The following is a 17,426-nucleotide window of genomic DNA, read 5'->3' on the forward strand; positions in this document are numbered from 1 at the left end:
TGAATTCTTCTGTAAATGTACGACGATTTCGTCTAGTCATAATCCGCTCTCCTCGAGTTTAATTTGAGTAAAGTTTATCGGACCTTAACGAAACTGTCCAACTAAGTGTAGCCTATCTACAAGTGCCAGGCGGTGACGAGGAGTGCTTGTCCCAATCATCTTTAATTGGGACAAGGTACAAGCATCAGCAGAATCTGTAGTCCCAATAATCCATCTATAAAAAAGAGAGCCTAGGCGGGCTCTCTTTTATTTAAGAGTATGAACGGCTTGGAGGATTCGTGAGACACCATCTTCGACGATGGAGAAAGGAGCGGCGATGTTGATTCGCATGAATCCTTCTCCTTCTTCGCCGAAGGAGGCGCCATCATTTAAACCGACTTTTGCCTGTTCTTTCATGAATGTTTTGATCTCTTCATGGCTCATTTGTAAGCCGCGGCAGTCTAACCATAATAGATACGTGCCCTCTGCACGGATCACGTTGATCTTATCGGTTTCCTCATGGATGCGTTTCTCAACGTAGTCTCGGTTCTGCTGCAAGGTATCCAATAGTTCTTCGAGCCACTCTTCTCCATGTTCATAAGCGGCCTCGAGCGCAGTTAACCCAAGAGTATTCAGCATCATCATGCCTTGGTTTTGGAACTGTTTGTCCATTCGCTTCCGTTTCTCAGCATCAGGTGTGACGACGTAAGATGCCTGCAAACCAGCTAGGTTGAATGTTTTCGTCGGAGAAAGGCAGGTAATGGTCTGTTTTGCTGCATCTTCAGAAAGAGAAGCGATCGGGATATGTTTATGGTCTTTGTAAATTAAGTCGGCGTGAATTTCATCGGACACGATGGTCACGTCGTGCTTCAGACAGATCTCCAGCATTTTGTTGAGTTCATCTTTCGTCCAAACTCTTCCAACTGGGTTGTGAGGATTGCAAAGAATAAACATGCTGACGTTATGATCTTTGATTTTTTTCTCAAAATCCTCAAAGTCGATCGTGTATTCCCCGTTTTCATATTGCAGTTGGTTCTTTACAATATGGCGGCCGTGATTACGGACGACAGAATAGAACGGAGGATAAACAGGTGTTTGGATCAGTACGTGATCCGCTATATCTGTTAAAGATTGAATGATCATATGGAGGGACGGAATCACTCCTGGACTGTATGTGATCCACGGCGACTCAATGCTCCACTGATGTCTCGTATGAAGCCAGTCCTTGATCTCGGCCTTCACTTTATCATCAGGCCATGTATATCCGAATATGCCGTGTTCCACTCGGTTTTGAACCGCTTGAACGATGGCTTCAGGTGCTTGGAAATCCATGTCCGCTACCCACATCGGCAGAACTTCTTCATCCTCATACATCTGTTTTACTAAATCCCATTTAACGGACCTGGTCCCTTTGCGTGGTGTTACTTCACTAAATCGATTCATGATCGATACCTCCCTTAGTGTGACAATAGTTTTATCATAACCGAATCCAACAAGGTGATGAAAATAAGTTGTTTGGTCCAAAAAAAACAAAAAAAAAGCAAAGCGAACGGTCGCTTTGCTTACACAGGGGGAATACGAGAAAGTCTTACGTTACTTAATATATCCCCTTTTGCTAGAGTCTAAACCTCATATTTTATTTTTTTTGTTGATTTAATTCATAAAGCAGATTCATTGCCTTTAAAACATCTTCTTCAGAAAAGTCACGTGCTTTTCTCAGTAGGAGTTTTGTGCGTTTATAGCCTACTTCTTTAATAAGTGATTTCAGTTCGTCGTCAATTTGTGTGTCATCATCCCCGTGAAATTCCATTAATTCAGATGCTGGGATATCAAGTACGGTGGATAGCTTAAGGACGGTATCCAGCTCTGGTGCGCGTGCATCAGATTCATAGCTTTCGAGAGTCTGGACGCCTATTCTCGCTTTCATAGCCAAGTCTTCCTTCGAAAGTTTTTTGGCTTCTCGATATTTTCGGATGTTTTGTCCAACAGACATAGTCGACGCCTCCTATTGCTTTTTTTAATTATATCATGGATCAATAAGGAGGATATTCCCAATCTGAGTGGAATGATTCGTTTTTTATGAAACTTTGCTAAATGACTTCATCTGTGGTAAAATCATTAATTGCGTGAAAAGAAGCGAATAATATCAATAGCAGGAGTTGTATAGCATGTCAGAGAAGTTTCAAGAAGGTCAAGTATTAGAAGGTAAAGTCACTGGAATTCAGCCATACGGTGCGTTTGTTGCACTAGACGAAAACGTACAAGGATTGGTTCACATTTCAGAAGTGACTCACGGATATGTGAAAGACATTAACGAACACCTTTCAGAGGGTGACGAAGTTCAGGTTAAAATCTTGAACATCGACGAAGCGAAGAACAAGTACTCTCTTTCCATTCGTGCGACGCAGGAAGCACCGAAAGCTGCTCGTCGTCCACGTAAACAGGCTGCTGCACCTAAGCAGGAAGAAACAGCAGGCTTCAACACATTGAAAGACAAGTTGGAAGACTGGATCAAACAGTCTGACGACCGCGAAAAATTCCGCAAATAATGTGGATGCAAGAAGGAACGGACTCTACTTTGAGTCCGTTCTTTTTTTATGCTCGATCTGGTGCGTCTTCTGTCACGTCACTTGTTTCCGCTTCGGGTGAAAAGTATAGGGAAATGGCAATAAGTCCACTTATTCCGACGAGTGTATAAATGACGCGGGCGAATGCGGCGCTTTGTTCTCCTCCGCCAAACAGTCCGGCGACCAAGTCATATTGGAATAACCCGATCAGTCCCCAGTTGATGGCACCGACAATCACAAGCAGCAGCGCTGTGCGTTGAATCCAGTTCATTCGAAAGTCCTCCTTTTCCTATGTTTGAGAGATCGATTATAGGTTAAACAAGAAAAGAAAATATTATGCGTGTTGCATATCTTTTGAGAAATGCATGTCAATGAGCCATAATAACATTCGAGAGATCGCTAAAGGAGGCTATATCAATGGAAGCATTTACATTTTACAATCCAACAAAACTTATTTTTGGTAAGGACCAAATTGAACAATTACCGAAACAACTTCCTCAACATACAAAGAAAGTACTTGTCGTGTACGGCGGCGGAAGTATCAAGAAAAACGGTGTATTCGACCAAGTGATGGAGCAGTTGAACAAGGCTGAGGTAGAAGTGCTTGAGCTTAGCGGGGTGGAACCGAACCCTAAACTGTCCACTGTTCATGAAGGGGTCAAGATCTGTAAAGAAGAAGGCGTAGACTTCCTTCTAGCCGTTGGTGGAGGTAGTGTCATCGACTGTACGAAAACCATCGCAACAGGTGCAAAATACGACGGTGACGCATGGGATCTTGTTACAAGAGAAGCGACACCGACAGACGCTGTACCATTCGGAACGGTTCTGACGCTTGCCGCTACTGGATCAGAGATGAACGCAGGATCCGTTATTACAAACTGGGAGACCAATGAGAAGTACGGATGGGGATACCCTCCATTCACAAATCCGAAGTTCTCTATCTTGGACCCACAATACACGGTATCCGTCCCGCGTGATCAAACGATTTACGGTATTGTCGACATGATGACTCACCTGTTCGAGCAGTATTTCCATACGCCGACTCAATCTCCTGTCCAGGATGAGATGATTGAAGGTGTACTGCGCACGGTCATCGACACGGCGCCTAAACTTCTTGAGGACCTTGAATCGTATGAGCATCGCGAAACGATCCTTTACTCCGGTACCGTCGCTCTTAACGGTATGCTGCAGATGGGATACCGCGGAGATTGGGCTTCTCACAACATCGAGCACGCTGTCTCTGCTGTCTATGACATCCCGCACGCTGGTGGGCTCGCCATCCTGTTCCCGAACTGGATGAAACACAACCTTCACGTGAATGAAGATCGATTCGTTCAGTTGGCGACGAAAGTATTCGGTGTAGAAGCGGATGGGAAATCGAAAGAACAAATCGCCGAAGAAGGCATTCAGGCTCTTCGCACATTCTGGACGTCTCTTGGCGCACCGGAAACGCTTCGTGACTACGACATCTCTGATGAGAAGTTCGATGTCATCGTTGATCGTGCGATGAAGCGCGGGCCATTCGGTAACTTCAACAAGCTTCATGCAGAAGACGTAGAAAAAATTCTTGAAATGTCTAAATAAGCAAGCGCGTTAAGGAGTCAAGGGGATTTCCCTTGGCTCTTTTACATCCCTGAAAATGTAAGCCCTTGTATAAACTCAGGTCTTTTTATTGATGTATCCGTTTACAATTTGGAGATTCCTTGATTTGGAGTGAAGGTTTCGGTAAAGTGAAATTGGATTCAGTAAAATACAGATGGAGGTTGAATCAATGACACACGTTCGTTTTGATTACGAAAAAGCATTGCCTTTCTTTGGGAAACACGAACTTGATTATATGCAGGATTACGTGTCTGTCGCTCACAAAACATTGCATGAGCAGACAGGTGCAGGAAGTGATTTCTTAGGATGGGTTGATCTTCCTGAGAACTACGATAAAGAAGAATTTGCACGAATTAAGAAATCAGCAGAAAAAATCAAATCAGATTCTGATGTCCTTCTTGTTATCGGAATCGGTGGATCATACTTAGGCGCCCGCGCAGCACTTGAGATGCTGAACCACAGCTTCTACAATGAGTTGTCTTCTGAGGATCGTAAGACACCACAAGTGTTCTTCGTCGGAAACAGCATCAGTGCACCATACATGAATGAGCTCTTTGATGTGTTGAAGGATAAAGACGTATCCATCAACGTGATTTCGAAGAGTGGAACAACGACAGAACCGGCAATCGCGTTCCGTGTCTTCCGTAAATTCCTAGAGGATAAGTACGGTAGAGAAGAAGCGAAGAACCGCATCTACGCAACAACGGATAAAGAGAAAGGTGCCTTGAAGACACTTGCTACAGAGCAAGGGTATGAGTCCTTCGTTGTGCCTGATGATGTAGGGGGGCGTTATTCTGTCCTTACAGCTGTCGGCTTACTTCCGATTGCGGCAAGCGGAATTGATATTGATCAAATGATGGAAGGGGCTCAAAAAGCTCAATCCGAACTTTCTACGGATAACCTTTCAGACAACCCGGCTTATCAGTACGCAGCCGTACGTAACGTGCTTTACAACAAAGGGAAGTCCATCGAAATGCTAGTGAACTACGAGCCTTCTCTTCAATATTTTGCGGAGTGGTGGAAGCAGTTGTTCGGTGAAAGTGAAGGGAAAGACCAGAAAGGGATCTTCCCGGCTTCAGCGAACTTCTCAACAGACCTCCACTCTCTTGGTCAATACATTCAGGACGGTCGTAAAGATATGTTCGAAACAGTATTGAATGTAGAGACGCCTTCTTCTGATATGACGATCGAAGAAGATGAACAGAACTTGGACGGGCTGAATTACCTGGCAGGTAAGACGGTCGACCAAGTAAACGAGAAAGCGTATCTTGGTACGATGCTTGCCCATACAGACGGTGAAATCCCGAACTTGATCGTTCACCTTCCGAAGCGTGATGCGTTCACATTCGGTTACCTTGTGTACTTCTTCGAGAAAGCCTGTGCCATCAGCGGATATCTTCTTGGTGTGAATCCGTTCGATCAGCCAGGAGTAGAAGCTTACAAGAAGAACATGTTCGCGCTTCTAGGGAAGCCTGGATTCGAGAAAGAAAAAGAAGAATTAGAAAAACGCCTATAAAAAGCAAAACGAGCCTCTCCAGAAAATGGATGAGGCTCGTTTTTTTGTTTGGTTATATTAAGAACAGAAAGGAGTGGAAGAATGATACCTTTAACCTCAACGATTACAGATCAGCAGTTTACGTTGGAAGAAGTCGAGCAGGCCTTGACCGCTGTTGGATTCAAGTTGTCGGATAACTGGGACTATGACCACGGCTATTTCGATTATAAAATTGATGACCGTGTAGGCTACCAGTTTCTGCGTCTTCCGTTCACCGTTGTCTCTGGCTCCCTTGATGCCCCTTCAGATTATGCGACAGTCAGGATGAACGAGCCTTTTCTTCTGTCTCATAAATACAACCCAGGACTTGATGATAACGTGAAAGAAGGAAACTTCCGCGCCATATTCGACCAGTTCCAAGAGCCGGTTGATAAAGATGCCTCATTCCCTGAAGAACATATCGGAACAGGGAAAGAACTATTGGCGCAGGCAGAACAGCAGTTACTTGCGAAGCGGGGAGAATAAGAGAAGATCATCTCCCTCTTCGAGTATGATGTCCGCATGAAGGTCGAATGAAATCTTACCGTTCTTTTTAATGCCGATGACTTGGCAGCGGTCATGTAGGAAGTGTTCCAGCGCCTTCAGAACAGGTTCACCAACAAACGACTCGGGTACTTTCTCCTCGTGAAATTGCCTGGCGGTGAGTAAATCAAGCAGCAATTCAAAAGGCTGGACCGGATCATTACGGTACAATTCATGGTAAAAAAGACTGCTCATAAAATCGTTGGAGCGGATGACCGTATTAGCCCCGGCACGTTCAGCGTTGATTCGCTGCTTGTCAGTCAAGACTTCTGCAATGATGAATAACTCAGGCTGGTGTCCTTTGAGCGCTACGATTTGATGGATGACATTCTGATCCGCCTGTTCTTCGCGCTTGTCCGGGTCGGCTGTGATGACCGCCACCTTTGCATGACCGGCGTTCGCTTTTTGTAACGTCTCTTCTTCTGTTGCGTCGCCTTTGACGAAGTGAACGGATGAGAGCCGTTGATAGAAGCGGTTCATCGTCCGGTCGATCAACACCATCTTATCCTCCAACTCGTGCGTTCCGATCATATCGATCAACTGCCTTGTCCGTTCATTCCAACCGACAAATAAAAAATGATCTCTTCCTTTGAAGTCCACTTTACCTTCCGTCAGGTCCTGTTCATGCTTGACGGTAGAGGCGGAGAGGGTCGCCATGTAAAACGTGACGAGCCCGCCGCCCGTCATAATGAGAAGAATGGCCACCGCTTTTCCCCACGCACTAAGCGGTACATAATCCCCGTAACCGACCGTCGCACCTGTTACGAAAGCCCACCATATCCCGTCGAACACAGTAGGGAAGCTGTTCGGTTCAATCGAGTGGATGATGAAGCCGAACAAACTCATCATAATGAGAACAGTGGCAAGCAGTCGGACGAACAGGGGAAGTTGAAAATATAGGCGAATCCAATGCTGCACGATAAACGCCCCTTTTTTTCTATCAGTATGGCTGTTTGAGCAGCATTTCAAACATGTAAAAGACCTGCCGACGTCCGGCAGGTCAAGATGTTACGATAATGTCTTCTTCATATCCTCATAGACATGGTCCCAGAAGTTCCGGTGATCCCGGTAGGCTTTCGTAATAAAAGTAAGCATCTCGCGGCGCTTCTCCTCGAAAATAGGAGATTCCTTATCCGGTAAATTATCCATCGACTCGTCCAGGAACTGCTGCAATTCTGGGGCTCTCGGTCCCCATGTTCCGATCTCCTCACCATTGGGCGCGATGAAAATGATTTTGGGGATGGATCTTGCTGTTCCGTTGGTCAAATATTGATCCATAAGTTCGGGGTTTTCATCTCTAAGTAAGAAATGGGTCTGAATGTGGCTCGCTTCCGCAAAACGAAGGTAAATGGGGATGTTCAGCATGGCATCGCCGCACCAGTCTTCCGTTAGAATGATGGCCCGCAGATCTCTCTTCTGTATCGCCTCGAAAATCGGGTAATCCTCTCTCGGTACAGAAAAGTGTTCGTATATATAAATAAGGTTTTCTTGGTTATGATTCATGGAGTCGACATATTCTTGTGCTGTCATTCCCCGCTGGAACCATTCATCTAAATTCATGTACATCCTCCTTATAAACTCATTCATGGGCATGTTCCCTAATCTTTGGGGGACTAAGCGTAATATTTCATGTGTTCTGACACTTTTTTGTTATGATAAGACTGTAAGAATGGTTAAGGAGGAACGAATATGAATAAAAATCGATTAAACTTTTTATTAGAATTACTCAATACCCCGTCGCCATCAAGCTTCGAAATGGAAATCCAGAAACGGTGGATGAAAGAGATGGAGAATTACGCCGATGAGATCCGCACCGATCACGCCGGCAATGCTATCGCCGTATTAAACCCGGATGCGGAATTCAAAGTGATGCTGGCGGGACACTGTGATGAGATTGCACTTGTCATCAACCGAATTGACGAGCAAGGCTACCTACATATCGATAAAATGGGTGGTGTAAACCCGAAAGCTGCTGTCGGCATGAAGGTGACCGTACTTGGTTCCGGTAAAACCGTGACAGGCGTTATCGGTGTCAATGCCCAGCACCATGGTGGGTTGAAAGGAGACTTCGGTTTGGAGGACCTGTTTATCGACTGTGGAGCGAAATCCAAGGAAGAAATGGAGAAGCATGTGCAGATCGGTGACCTTGCTGTCTATAAGCGTGAACCGGAAGTCATGATGGACCGCTACATCGCAGGCCGAGGCCTCGATAATCGCACGGGTCAATTCATCGTAGGAGAAGTGCTTCGTCGCCTTTCTGAGAAGAAACTGAACGTCGGTGTCTACGCAGCGAGTACCGTCAATGAAGAGACGAACATGGGTGGTGCCTACTTTGCTGCTGCAGGGATCGAGCCGACGATGGCCATTGCTGTCGATGTAACCTTCGCTACCGATTACCCTGGAGTGAACAAGCAGAAGCACGGAGACATCAAGCTTGAGGGCGGTCCTGTCCTTGCAAAAGGAGCTCCGATCAACCGTAATATCAATGCGATGCTTGAAGAGGCGGCAAAATCCTTGAACATGGACGTGCAATATGAGCTCACACCAAGAATGACGGGCACAGACGCGGACAAGATGCGCCTGACGGGTAAAGGCGTCCCCGTAAGCCTTGTATCCCTGCCACTCCGTTATATGCACTCCCCGGTGGAGACGGCCAGCATTCAGGATATCGAGGAAGAGATTGAGTTGATGGTGGAGATGATTGAGAATATGACAGGGAATGAGAGCTTGAATCCTCTTGACCTATAAGAAAAAACGAGGCGGTGGTCTAACACCTGCCTCGTTTTTCATTTGATTGGCTAGTAGAGTGGTTTTTAAGACTTATAGTTAATAGTTGAGCGCAAACATTGTAAAAAAGCAAAGCGCGGAACTTGCCATTTATTCACGTTTTGTATAAAATAAGCATACAACATTATATCGATTCCATCTTCGGGGCAGGGTGCAATTCCCGACCGACGGTAAGGAGATGTAAAGCTCTAAGTCCGTGACCCGCTTGACCGACGTCTTGCGGTGGACCTGGTGAAAGTCCGGGACCGACAGTTACAGTCTGGATGGGAGAAGATGTCGAGCGAAGCAGGTAGATTAGGAGTCTTTTATCTACCTTTAGTTTCCTATGGACACATACAACCTCCCCTGACAGCCCTCCGGCATTCAGGGGTTTTTTAGTGGTCTTGGAACGTTCGCTCACCTTCATCTGGGATGTGAATCGATGGAAAAGATGAAGGGGGAGATTCGGATGAATCAGTCATCCAAATTGTTCAAGTTGATTTTGTTATCGTTGTTCGGGAGTATTTCCATGGTGTTGATGTTGGTGAACTTCCCGTTGCCTATGCTGCCACCTTATTTGAAAATCGATTTCAGTGAGGTTCCAGCCTTAATTGCGGCGATTCTTTTTACACCGGTTGCCGGTATTGTCGTGGAAGGATTGAAAAATATCCTGTATCTCATTTTTACAGGGGCATCTGACCCGGTCGGTGTCGTGGCCAACTTCACGGCAGGTGTTCTATTCGTAGTTCCTGTATCGATGATTTACCACAAATTCAAGACGACGAAATCGCTCGTTTCCGGCATAGCTGTCGGGGCGGTGATCATGACGCTTGCGATGAGTGTGTTGAATTATTTCCTTATACTCCCGGCTTACAGTTGGTTCATGGGATGGGAAACGATGAGCTCAAGCGTTAAATTGACGACGATCCTAGCTGGTATCCTACCGTTTAATGCGCTCAAAGGAATCATCGTCGGAGCTGTATTTGTCGTCCTGTTTGCGAAACTCAAACCTTGGCTGGAACAGAAGCGGATGCGCTCCTCTTCAGCTGCATAACTATAGATTTTTAAAGACCAGATGCTATCTGGTCTTTTTTCATTAGAACAAGTTGAGAAAGGTTCTGGACGAAATTTAGAGAGGCGTGGGGTGGAAAACAACTCGCTTTCCACGGCGGCCCAACAGGACGTTGGGTCGTTCGGCGTTGCCACAGGACGTGGCGGTTTTAGTTCGAACATCCTTGTTCGTTTATCTCCTCAGACTTCGTCTTCCGGGGTCTCGCCGTTGTCCGTGCATCCCGCTGGAGTCTCGTCATTTTCCACCCCACTTTGCAATACTAATGGTCCAGAACCTAACGACAACTAAATTTGAAAACGACCATCCAGCTTCCGAACATTCATTCCATTGTGTATCTATGAAATTCCTTCTCGGAAAAGGTTAATGAATCCCATGAGTACATTTTGAACAACTTGTTAAATGCCAGTTGCTGAATCGTCACTTGGAAACAGAACCATTCACAACAAAACCCGTAGGAGGCATTTCAGATCAAATGCTTCCTACGGGTTTTTTGTAGGTTGGAACTTTCTCTACGATTCCAATTCGTCGACGCGGAACCTTGCTGTCGGCATGGCTTTGAGGCGTTCGACTGGAATCGGTTCTCCTGATTTTTCACTTACGCCGTAACGGCCTTCTTCCATTCGCTGAAGGGCGTCGTTCACTTCCATCAATTTCTCTCTGGCCTGTTCATAGAAAGTATGTTCTTTCTCACGTTCGTGCTGGTCTGTACCGAGGTCTGCCGGGTGGTCGGCTACACTTGAGATCTCCCCGATTTTATCGTTGGGGTAGTTCTCTTTTGCTTCGTCATCTCTGTACTTTTCCAATTCTTCCTCGGCTTCTTTTTTCATATCTAATAATTGTTTTTTAAATTCATCGAGCTGTTGATCGGTCAGCATCGTATGTCTCCTTTCAAAGAAAGAACGTTATTTTTTAACGGGGATGACACCGATGGTACATCTTGATATGGAAATCGTATCGCCTGCTTCTGATTCGATGGTGATCTGCCAGACCATTGTGTTCTTACCGATGTGAACGGGGATGGCTGTTCCAGTCACCGTTCCTTCACGCACACTTTTCAGGTGGTTGGCGTTGATTTCGATGCCGAAGATCTGTTTTTCCTTCGGGTCTACATTCAAAAAAGCTCCGATGCTTGCGGCGCTTTCTGCGAGGGCGACGGTGGCTCCTCCATGTAAAAATCCCATAGGCTGGTGTGTCCGTGCATCAACAGGCATTGTCATCACCACTTCATCCGGCTCTGCTGTTAAAATTTCCATGCCTAGTGTTCCCATCAATGTGTTCTTCAACATCTCTTCCATTTAACGGTCATCCTTTCTTTATAATTCCCACTATGTATTCCTTCAAACCTTTCCTCTTTTACATAAGAGAAGGAAGGATGGCGGCATCCTTCCTTGAGAGTATTACATATTTTGTCTAATTAACCAATCGGGATATATACTTGAAGCAGCAAGGAAAGACCCAGAAGAAATCCGTAAATCGTATTCGTCTGAGCTGTGGCTTTCATCGCCGGCATCATTTCAAGCGGTGCGTTTTTCCCTTTGAATCCTTGAATGGCCTGACGTGCTTTAAAGATACTAATGAAGGTGATCAGAGACCAGTAAGGAAGCATGCCTGCTATAATAAAGCCTAAGGTCAGGACGTATGCTGCAATCGTGAGAACCGTCAGGAACACGATCGCGCCTTCATGTCCGAATAGAATGGCGAGCGTACGTCTTCCGTTTTCCTTATCTCCCACCCGGTCACGAATATTGTTGGCGAGCAGAATCGCTCCAACGAAAATCGCAACAGGGATTGAAATAAGAATAACATCCCATGTTAGAGTCAACTGCTGAATGAAATAGCTGATTCCGATGATGATGGTTCCCATAAACACTCCGGCTGTAATTTCTCCGAATGGAGTATAGGCGATCGGTAGAGGACCTCCAGTATATAAATAACCGAACAACATCGAAACAAGGCCGATGACGGCGACCCACCAGCTGGAAGCGAGGCAGATGTAAACGCCTAATAACCCGGCAATAAAAAAGAATGAGAGCGCTAATGTTAAGACGGTTCGCGGCCGAACGCCGTCTCTTACAATCGTTCCTCCGATTCCGACCGAGTTCTCATTATCGAGTCCCCTGACGTAATCGTAGTATTCATTGAACATATTGGTTGCTGCTTGAATGAGAATGGATGCGAGTAACATGGCGGCAAATAACCAGAAATTAATCGAGTCTTCCACAGCGGCAAGCATCGTCCCGACAAAGACAGGTACGAAAGCGGCTGTCAACGTATGCGGGCGTAAGAGGCGCCACCATACTTGGAAACCTTCGCGTTCATTCAAGGAAGCTTTTACGTTTTGGTTTTGTACAGAACTCATTGGTGTTCTCTCCCTTGTATTCATACTGTTCCTATTATAACATCTTAAGTTTAGGGAAAGAGTTGTGTGGTGTCAATCAATGTAAGAATATGCAATTGGAAAGGAACATTCCTTGAGTCAAGAGAAAAAAGAGAATAAAATAAGAGATGATGAACCTGTACAACGGTTACGATTTATATAGAGAAGAACGTCCCTTTACAGGATGGGAGGAAATTTTCATGCTTCATACAAAAGTCCCTCACATTGAGGATATCATTGGGGAAGCCATAAAAAACGCGAGGCTCAAAAACGAGCCTCAGATGATCAGTGTAGTGGAGCGTGTTCCGTACACAGATCCCTACTCATTTCTATACAATGGGCAGGAAATAGATCAGCACCGCTTGTTCTGGAAGAGTGCAGAAGAAGCGTTTACCTTAGTCGGGATCGGTTCTGTTCAGAAACTGATGTCTTCAGGGGCTGAACGATTCACGACGTTACAGGAGGCATGGAACCGCCTCGTAGAAGGTTCAGTAACTTATGATGAATATGGTGAAAAAGGTACAGGGGTTGTTGCTTTAGGTGGGTTTAGTTTTGACCCGGAAGAGGAGAATGCAGGGCCCTGGCAGGCATTTGAAGACAGTCAGATGACCGTGCCGGCTTTTCTTCTGACCAATCGGGACAACGCGTCCTATCTGACCTCGAACTTCGTCATTTATCCAGAGGATCATCATAAACAGACGATTCACAGTTGGAAGGAACAGCGTGAGAGCTTATTCGCTGAATCCCGTGTGCAATGGAAGCTTCCGGTACGAACCGGAGAGAATGAGGTTTCACCGGAAGAATGGAAGGAGTCTGTGCTTCAGGCAACGGTTGATATTAAACGTGGCGAGCTTGACAAGGTCGTGTTGGCGCGCGAGCTTGAGGTTTCTTTCGAGCAGCCTGTTCAACTCGAAGCGGTACTGAAAGCGTTGGCTGAGACTCAGACGAACAGCTATATTTTTTCCTTCGAAAGTAACGGGGAGCATTTCATCGGTGCAACGCCTGAGAGGCTGGCTAAGCTTGAGAATCAGCAACTCGTGTCCACTTGTCTTGCAGGGACGATTCCACGGGGACATACGGAAAAAGAGGATCGCCAGCTCGGGGAAGAGTTGCTCTATGACCCTAAGAACCGTCAAGAACACCAATTTGTAGTGGAAATGATCAAGGAAGCGGTGGAAGCTTGCAGTCATGATGTCCATGTTCCGAAGGCTCCTGTGATTTACCCCCTTCGAAACATGCAGCATCTGTACACGCCGGTTACTGCAACGCTGAACGAAGGGTACACCCTGCTTGAAGTCATTGAGCGACTGCACCCGACGCCCGCACTTGGCGGACTGCCGCAGAAGAAGTCGGTGGATTATATCAGGCGCTGCGAGTCCTTGAACCGCGGATGGTACGCAGGGCCCGTTGGCTGGATGGATGGCCGGAACAACGGTGAATTCGCTGTAGCCATCAGGTCGGCTCTGCTTCAAGGGGACAAGGCTTCCTTGTTTGCCGGATGTGGAGTCGTCGAGGACTCGGACCCGATTGCGGAATACGAGGAGACGGCTGTGAAGCTGCAGCCGATGTTGTCTGTTTTAGGAGGATGTTAATGGAACACGTGGAAGCTTTATCGAAGTATGTGACACATTTTGTGGACCAGCTGGCTTACTCGGGAGTTGAGGAGGTTGTGATTTCTCCAGGCTCCCGTTCGACGCCTCTTGCTATGACGTTTGCCGAAAATCAGGATATCGCTCATTGGGTTCATCTCGATGAGCGGTCTGCTGCTTTTTTTGCGCTGGGCATTGCGAAGGAAAAGAAAAAGCCGGTCGCGCTCGTCTGTACATCCGGAACGGCCGCAGCAAACTATTACCCTGCCATTGTAGAAGCGTACTACAGTCGCGTTCCGCTGATCGTTTTGACGGCAGATCGCCCGCATGAGTTACGTGACGTAGGCGCCCCGCAGGCCATCAACCAAATTAAGATGTTCGGGGATTATGTGCTTTGGTATCAGGACCTCGCGCTTCCGGATGCTGACATGTCCGGATACGTAAGAAGACAGGCGTCGAGAGCCGTAGACGTTTCCTCCGGCAGGCGCATGGGGCCGGTCCATTTGAACATCCCGTTTCGTGAGCCGCTGATTCCTGATTTTACGATGGAGGGGCTCTGGCGTGGAGAAACTGTCCCTGTTCCAAAGGCGGTACAGGGAGAGCAGACACCGGAATCATCTTATCTGGAAAAGCTCGTATCAGGATGGAATCAAAAAGAGAAAGGGCTGATCGTCGTCGGTCCGCAAACAGATGAACAGTTGGCGGAATCGGTCATGGACTTCGCCGGCAGGTTAGGCGTTCCGGTTTTAGCCGATCCCCTTTCACAGCTTCGAGCCGGCACACACGATAAACGCCACCTGATCGAGAACTACGATGCGATTTTGAAGTCTGAAGCGATTCGTGAAGGACTGAAGCCGGACTACATCATCCGTTTCGGGGCCATGCCGGTTTCGAAAGCTTACTTGAAGTGGGTCCGGGAGCTGGACGTCGACCATTACGTTGTGGATGAGGAGAACCAATACCGCGAGCCATCCGGTATTTCCGCTCAGTTCATTTGGTCGGATTCCGTTCTTTTCACGAAAAAAGCGGCGGAAGGACTTCAGGGGGAGAAAGAACCTTCAGAGTGGCTGCAGCACTGGCAGCATATGAATGAGAAGGCGAAGCACCTTATGCTGACGGAGCCGGGAGATGAGATGAACGAGGGTCATGCCGTTGTGTATCTATCAGAGGCGATGCCGGACGATTCGGCATTGTTTGTCGGGAACAGTATGCCGATCCGGGATGTAGACAGCTTCTTCATGTCGACCCCGAAACAAGTGGAGGTCCTGGCAAACCGGGGAGCGAACGGAATCGACGGTGTCATTTCCACCGCAATCGGAGTCGCTTCTACTGGGAAAAGGACGACGCTGCTGCTTGGGGATGTAAGCTTTTTCCATGACATGAACGGCTTGTGGATGGCAAAGCATAAGGAAATCCCGTTGACGATTGTCCTCATCAATAACGATGGGGGAGGGATCTTCTCCTACCTGCCGCAAGTTCAGCACAAAGATCACTTCGAAGAGTTGTTCGGGACGCCGGTCGGCCTCGACTATTCGAAAGCTCTTGAGATGTACGGGGCTGAACATAGGAGAGTGACGGACTGGGAAGCGTATAAGCAGGCGCTGAAAGACAGTTATGAGCAAAGCGGGATTTCCGTTGTCGAAGTCATGACAAATAGACAGGACCATGTCTCGTTCCACCGCTCCAAGTGGGACAGCGTACAAGAGGCCATCAGGAATGGAAGTGAAGAAGATGTTTAAGCAAGTAAGCGGACGTTCTTATTGGGTGGAGGATGATGGGGAAGGAAGCCCCCTCCTCCTTCTTCATGGCTTCACAGGCACGACCCGAACGTTTGATGAGCTTGTAGCGGACTTAGAAGGTTCTTATCGTGTTGTACGTGTAGACCTGCCGGGTCATGGCCGCACAGGAGCGATCGGCACGGTGACGATGGAGGCGTTCTGCCGCGACTTGAAGGGTCTGCTCGAGGACCTCGGACTTGAAAAGGTTTCGATCCTTGGGTATTCTCTTGGAGGGAGAACTGCTTTGTCCTTTGCCCAGCTGTACCCTGAAAAGGTGGAGCGTCTGCTTCTCGAGAGTGCTTCTCCTGGACTTGCCACTTCGAAAGAACAGCTGGCGAGACAAGCGAAAGACGAAGCGCTCAGCAGACGAATTGTCGAAGAGGGTGTTCAGTCTTTTGTCGATTTTTGGGAGTCCATTCCCTTGTTCGACTCTCAGAAATGTCTTTCGAATGAGAAAAGGGAGAACATCAGAGAAGAAAGACTCGGACAGGATCCTGAAGGTCTCAGGCAGTCTCTGCGAGGGATGGGGACAGGCGTCCAGCCATCCTGGTGGGGGCAGTTGAATACGTTGGATGTACCGGTTCAACTTGTAACAGGGGAGCATGATGAGAAGTTCAAACAGATCAATCAGCGCATGCAGGAGCAGTTTCTGCAGGCAGAGTGGTTGGAAGTGAAAAAAGCCGGTCATGCGATTCATCTTGAGAAACCGAGTTTTTTTGCTAAAATTGTAGATGGGTTCATGATACAATAATTCATGGATGTAAGCGGTTTTCCGCAATAGATAAGGAGGATTCACATGTCATTTGATTGGATTTCAGAACGCGAATATGAAGATATTCTGTACGAAACTTTCGAAGGAATTGCGAAGATTACGATCAACCGTCCAGAGGTACGCAACGCTTTCCGTCCTCAAACGGTTCACGAATTGATTGATGCCTTTGCTTATGCTCGCGACGATTCTAAAATCGGCGTAATTGTACTTGCGGGTGCAGGGGACGATGCATTCTGTGCAGGAGGAGACCAAAAAGTCCGTGGACACGGTGGATATGTTGGAGACGACCACATTCCTCGTCTGAACGTACTTGATTTACAACGTCTGATCCGTGTAATTCCGAAGCCGGTTGTCGCGATGGTATCGGGTTATGCAATCGGAGGAGGTCACGTACTACATATTGTCTGTGACCTTACCATTGCAGCGGATAACGCGATCTTTGGACAAACTGGACCGAAAGTCGGAAGCTTCGACGCTGGATACGGTGCAGGCTTGCTTGCACGTATCGTAGGTCACAAGAAAGCACGTGAAATCTGGTACCTGTGCCGTCAGTACAGTGCGAAAGAAGCGGAAGATATGGGACTTGTTAACACGGTGGTTCCACTTGATCAGCTGGAGGCGGAAGTCGTTCAGTGGGGTCGTGAAATGCTTGAGAAGTCTCCGACTGCCCTGCGTTTCCTGAAAGCTTCCTTCAACGCTGATACAGATGGACTTGCCGGCCTGCAGCAAATGGGCGGCGACGCAACGCTGTTGTATTACACAACGGAAGAAGCAAAAGAAGGCCGTGACGCCTTTAAGGAGAAGAGAAAGCCGGACTTCGATAAGTTCCCGCGTTTCCCTTAATAAA

The 17,426-nt window shown here is 47.2% G+C and carries 18 protein-coding genes and 1 riboswitch; of the genes, 10 read left to right on the forward strand and 8 right to left on the reverse strand.

What is annotated here, in order from left to right:
* Window positions 1-246: 246 nt before the first annotated feature.
* The gene (locus tag LCM20_RS19720; protein WP_225197198.1) at window positions 247-1,422 is read right to left on the reverse strand and encodes a MalY/PatB family protein; all 1,176 of its coding nucleotides are present in this window, start codon (window positions 1,420-1,422) and stop codon (window positions 247-249) included.
* A 193-nt stretch (window positions 1,423-1,615) separates the two neighbouring features.
* Complete coding sequence (locus LCM20_RS19725) at window positions 1,616-1,972, reverse strand: helix-turn-helix domain-containing protein (protein WP_225197199.1); 357 nt, start codon at window positions 1,970-1,972, stop codon at window positions 1,616-1,618.
* Between the two features lie 175 nt (window positions 1,973-2,147).
* On the opposite strand from LCM20_RS19725, the gene yugI reads away from it, so the two are divergent.
* A complete protein-coding gene (gene yugI, locus LCM20_RS19730; protein WP_225197200.1) occupies window positions 2,148-2,528 on the forward strand; it encodes a S1 domain-containing post-transcriptional regulator GSP13 in 381 nt (126 codons plus the stop codon).
* A gap of 46 nt (window positions 2,529-2,574) precedes the next feature.
* Here the strand turns inward: yugI and LCM20_RS19735 are convergent, their stop codons facing one another.
* Complete coding sequence (locus tag LCM20_RS19735; protein WP_225197201.1) at window positions 2,575-2,817, reverse strand: DUF378 domain-containing protein; 243 nt, start codon at window positions 2,815-2,817, stop codon at window positions 2,575-2,577.
* Between the two features lie 146 nt (window positions 2,818-2,963).
* Between LCM20_RS19735 and LCM20_RS19740 the strand changes: the two genes are divergently transcribed.
* From LCM20_RS19740 to LCM20_RS19750, 3 genes are all read left to right on the forward strand, one after another.
* Entirely contained in the window at window positions 2,964-4,130 is a 1,167-nt protein-coding gene (locus LCM20_RS19740) for an iron-containing alcohol dehydrogenase (RefSeq protein ID WP_225197202.1), read from the forward strand.
* A 187-nt stretch (window positions 4,131-4,317) separates the two neighbouring features.
* Entirely contained in the window at window positions 4,318-5,664 is a 1,347-nt protein-coding gene (locus tag LCM20_RS19745) for a glucose-6-phosphate isomerase (RefSeq protein WP_225197203.1), read from the forward strand.
* Window positions 5,665-5,745: 81 nt separating this feature from the next.
* A complete protein-coding gene (locus tag LCM20_RS19750; RefSeq protein ID WP_225197204.1) occupies window positions 5,746-6,168 on the forward strand; it encodes a YugN-like family protein in 423 nt (140 codons plus the stop codon).
* On the opposite strand, the gene LCM20_RS19755 is transcribed toward LCM20_RS19750, so the two are convergent.
* Window positions 6,145-7,143, reverse strand: coding sequence for a potassium channel family protein (locus LCM20_RS19755; RefSeq protein WP_225197205.1), 999 nt, complete (start codon window positions 7,141-7,143; stop codon window positions 6,145-6,147). The genes LCM20_RS19750 and LCM20_RS19755 overlap by 24 nt on opposite strands.
* Window positions 7,144-7,233: 90 nt before the next feature.
* The gene (locus LCM20_RS19760; protein ID WP_225197206.1) at window positions 7,234-7,785 is read right to left on the reverse strand and encodes a thioredoxin family protein; all 552 of its coding nucleotides are present in this window, start codon (window positions 7,783-7,785) and stop codon (window positions 7,234-7,236) included.
* A gap of 129 nt (window positions 7,786-7,914) precedes the next feature.
* On the opposite strand from LCM20_RS19760, the gene LCM20_RS19765 reads away from it, so the two are divergent.
* Window positions 7,915-8,973: a M20/M25/M40 family metallo-hydrolase gene (locus LCM20_RS19765; protein ID WP_225197207.1), complete on the forward strand. Its 1,059-nt coding sequence runs from the start codon at window positions 7,915-7,917 to the stop codon at window positions 8,971-8,973.
* A 172-nt stretch (window positions 8,974-9,145) separates the two neighbouring features.
* A riboswitch (FMN riboswitch) is annotated at window positions 9,146-9,291 on the forward strand.
* A 142-nt stretch (window positions 9,292-9,433) separates the two neighbouring features.
* The gene (locus LCM20_RS19770) at window positions 9,434-10,045 is read left to right on the forward strand and encodes an ECF transporter S component (RefSeq protein WP_412098013.1); all 612 of its coding nucleotides are present in this window, start codon (window positions 9,434-9,436) and stop codon (window positions 10,043-10,045) included.
* A gap of 527 nt (window positions 10,046-10,572) precedes the next feature.
* Here the strand turns inward: LCM20_RS19770 and LCM20_RS19775 are convergent.
* The 3 genes from LCM20_RS19775 to LCM20_RS19785 form a co-directional block, all read right to left on the reverse strand.
* On the reverse strand, window positions 10,573-10,938 hold the full coding sequence (locus tag LCM20_RS19775; protein WP_225197208.1) for a hypothetical protein: 366 nt from the start codon (window positions 10,936-10,938) through the stop codon (window positions 10,573-10,575).
* Window positions 10,939-10,965: 27 nt separating this feature from the next.
* Window positions 10,966-11,358 (reverse strand): hotdog fold thioesterase, encoded by a 393-nt coding sequence (locus LCM20_RS19780; RefSeq protein WP_225197209.1) that lies wholly within the window; start codon window positions 11,356-11,358, stop codon window positions 10,966-10,968.
* A 119-nt stretch (window positions 11,359-11,477) separates the two neighbouring features.
* Window positions 11,478-12,422, reverse strand: coding sequence for a 1,4-dihydroxy-2-naphthoate polyprenyltransferase (locus LCM20_RS19785; RefSeq protein WP_225197210.1), 945 nt, complete (start codon window positions 12,420-12,422; stop codon window positions 11,478-11,480).
* A gap of 218 nt (window positions 12,423-12,640) precedes the next feature.
* Here LCM20_RS19785 and LCM20_RS19790 point away from each other — a divergent pair, with 218 nt between their 5' ends.
* From LCM20_RS19790 to menB, 4 genes are read left to right on the forward strand one after another with little or no spacing between them, the layout of a single operon-like run.
* Window positions 12,641-14,032 carry an isochorismate synthase MenF gene (locus LCM20_RS19790; protein WP_225197211.1) on the forward strand — a complete coding sequence of 464 codons (1,392 nt, stop codon included), beginning with the start codon at window positions 12,641-12,643 and terminating at the stop codon, window positions 14,030-14,032.
* On the forward strand, window positions 14,032-15,768 hold the full coding sequence (menD, locus tag LCM20_RS19795) for a 2-succinyl-5-enolpyruvyl-6-hydroxy-3-cyclohexene-1-carboxylic-acid synthase (RefSeq protein ID WP_225197212.1): 1,737 nt from the start codon (window positions 14,032-14,034) through the stop codon (window positions 15,766-15,768). The genes LCM20_RS19790 and menD overlap by 1 nt, the downstream gene beginning before the upstream one ends.
* Window positions 15,746-16,558 (forward strand): 2-succinyl-6-hydroxy-2,4-cyclohexadiene-1-carboxylate synthase, encoded by an 813-nt coding sequence (menH, locus tag LCM20_RS19800; RefSeq protein ID WP_318247337.1) that lies wholly within the window; start codon window positions 15,746-15,748, stop codon window positions 16,556-16,558. The genes menD and menH overlap by 23 nt, the downstream gene beginning before the upstream one ends.
* Window positions 16,559-16,603: 45 nt before the next feature.
* The gene (gene menB / locus LCM20_RS19805) at window positions 16,604-17,422 is read left to right on the forward strand and encodes a 1,4-dihydroxy-2-naphthoyl-CoA synthase (RefSeq protein WP_225197213.1); all 819 of its coding nucleotides are present in this window, start codon (window positions 16,604-16,606) and stop codon (window positions 17,420-17,422) included.
* Window positions 17,423-17,426 lie beyond the last annotated feature (4 nt).

Origin of the sequence: Halobacillus litoralis (assembly GCF_020171725.1) — a bacterium.
Lineage (GTDB): Bacteria > Bacillota > Bacilli > Bacillales > Halobacillaceae > Halobacillus > Halobacillus litoralis_F.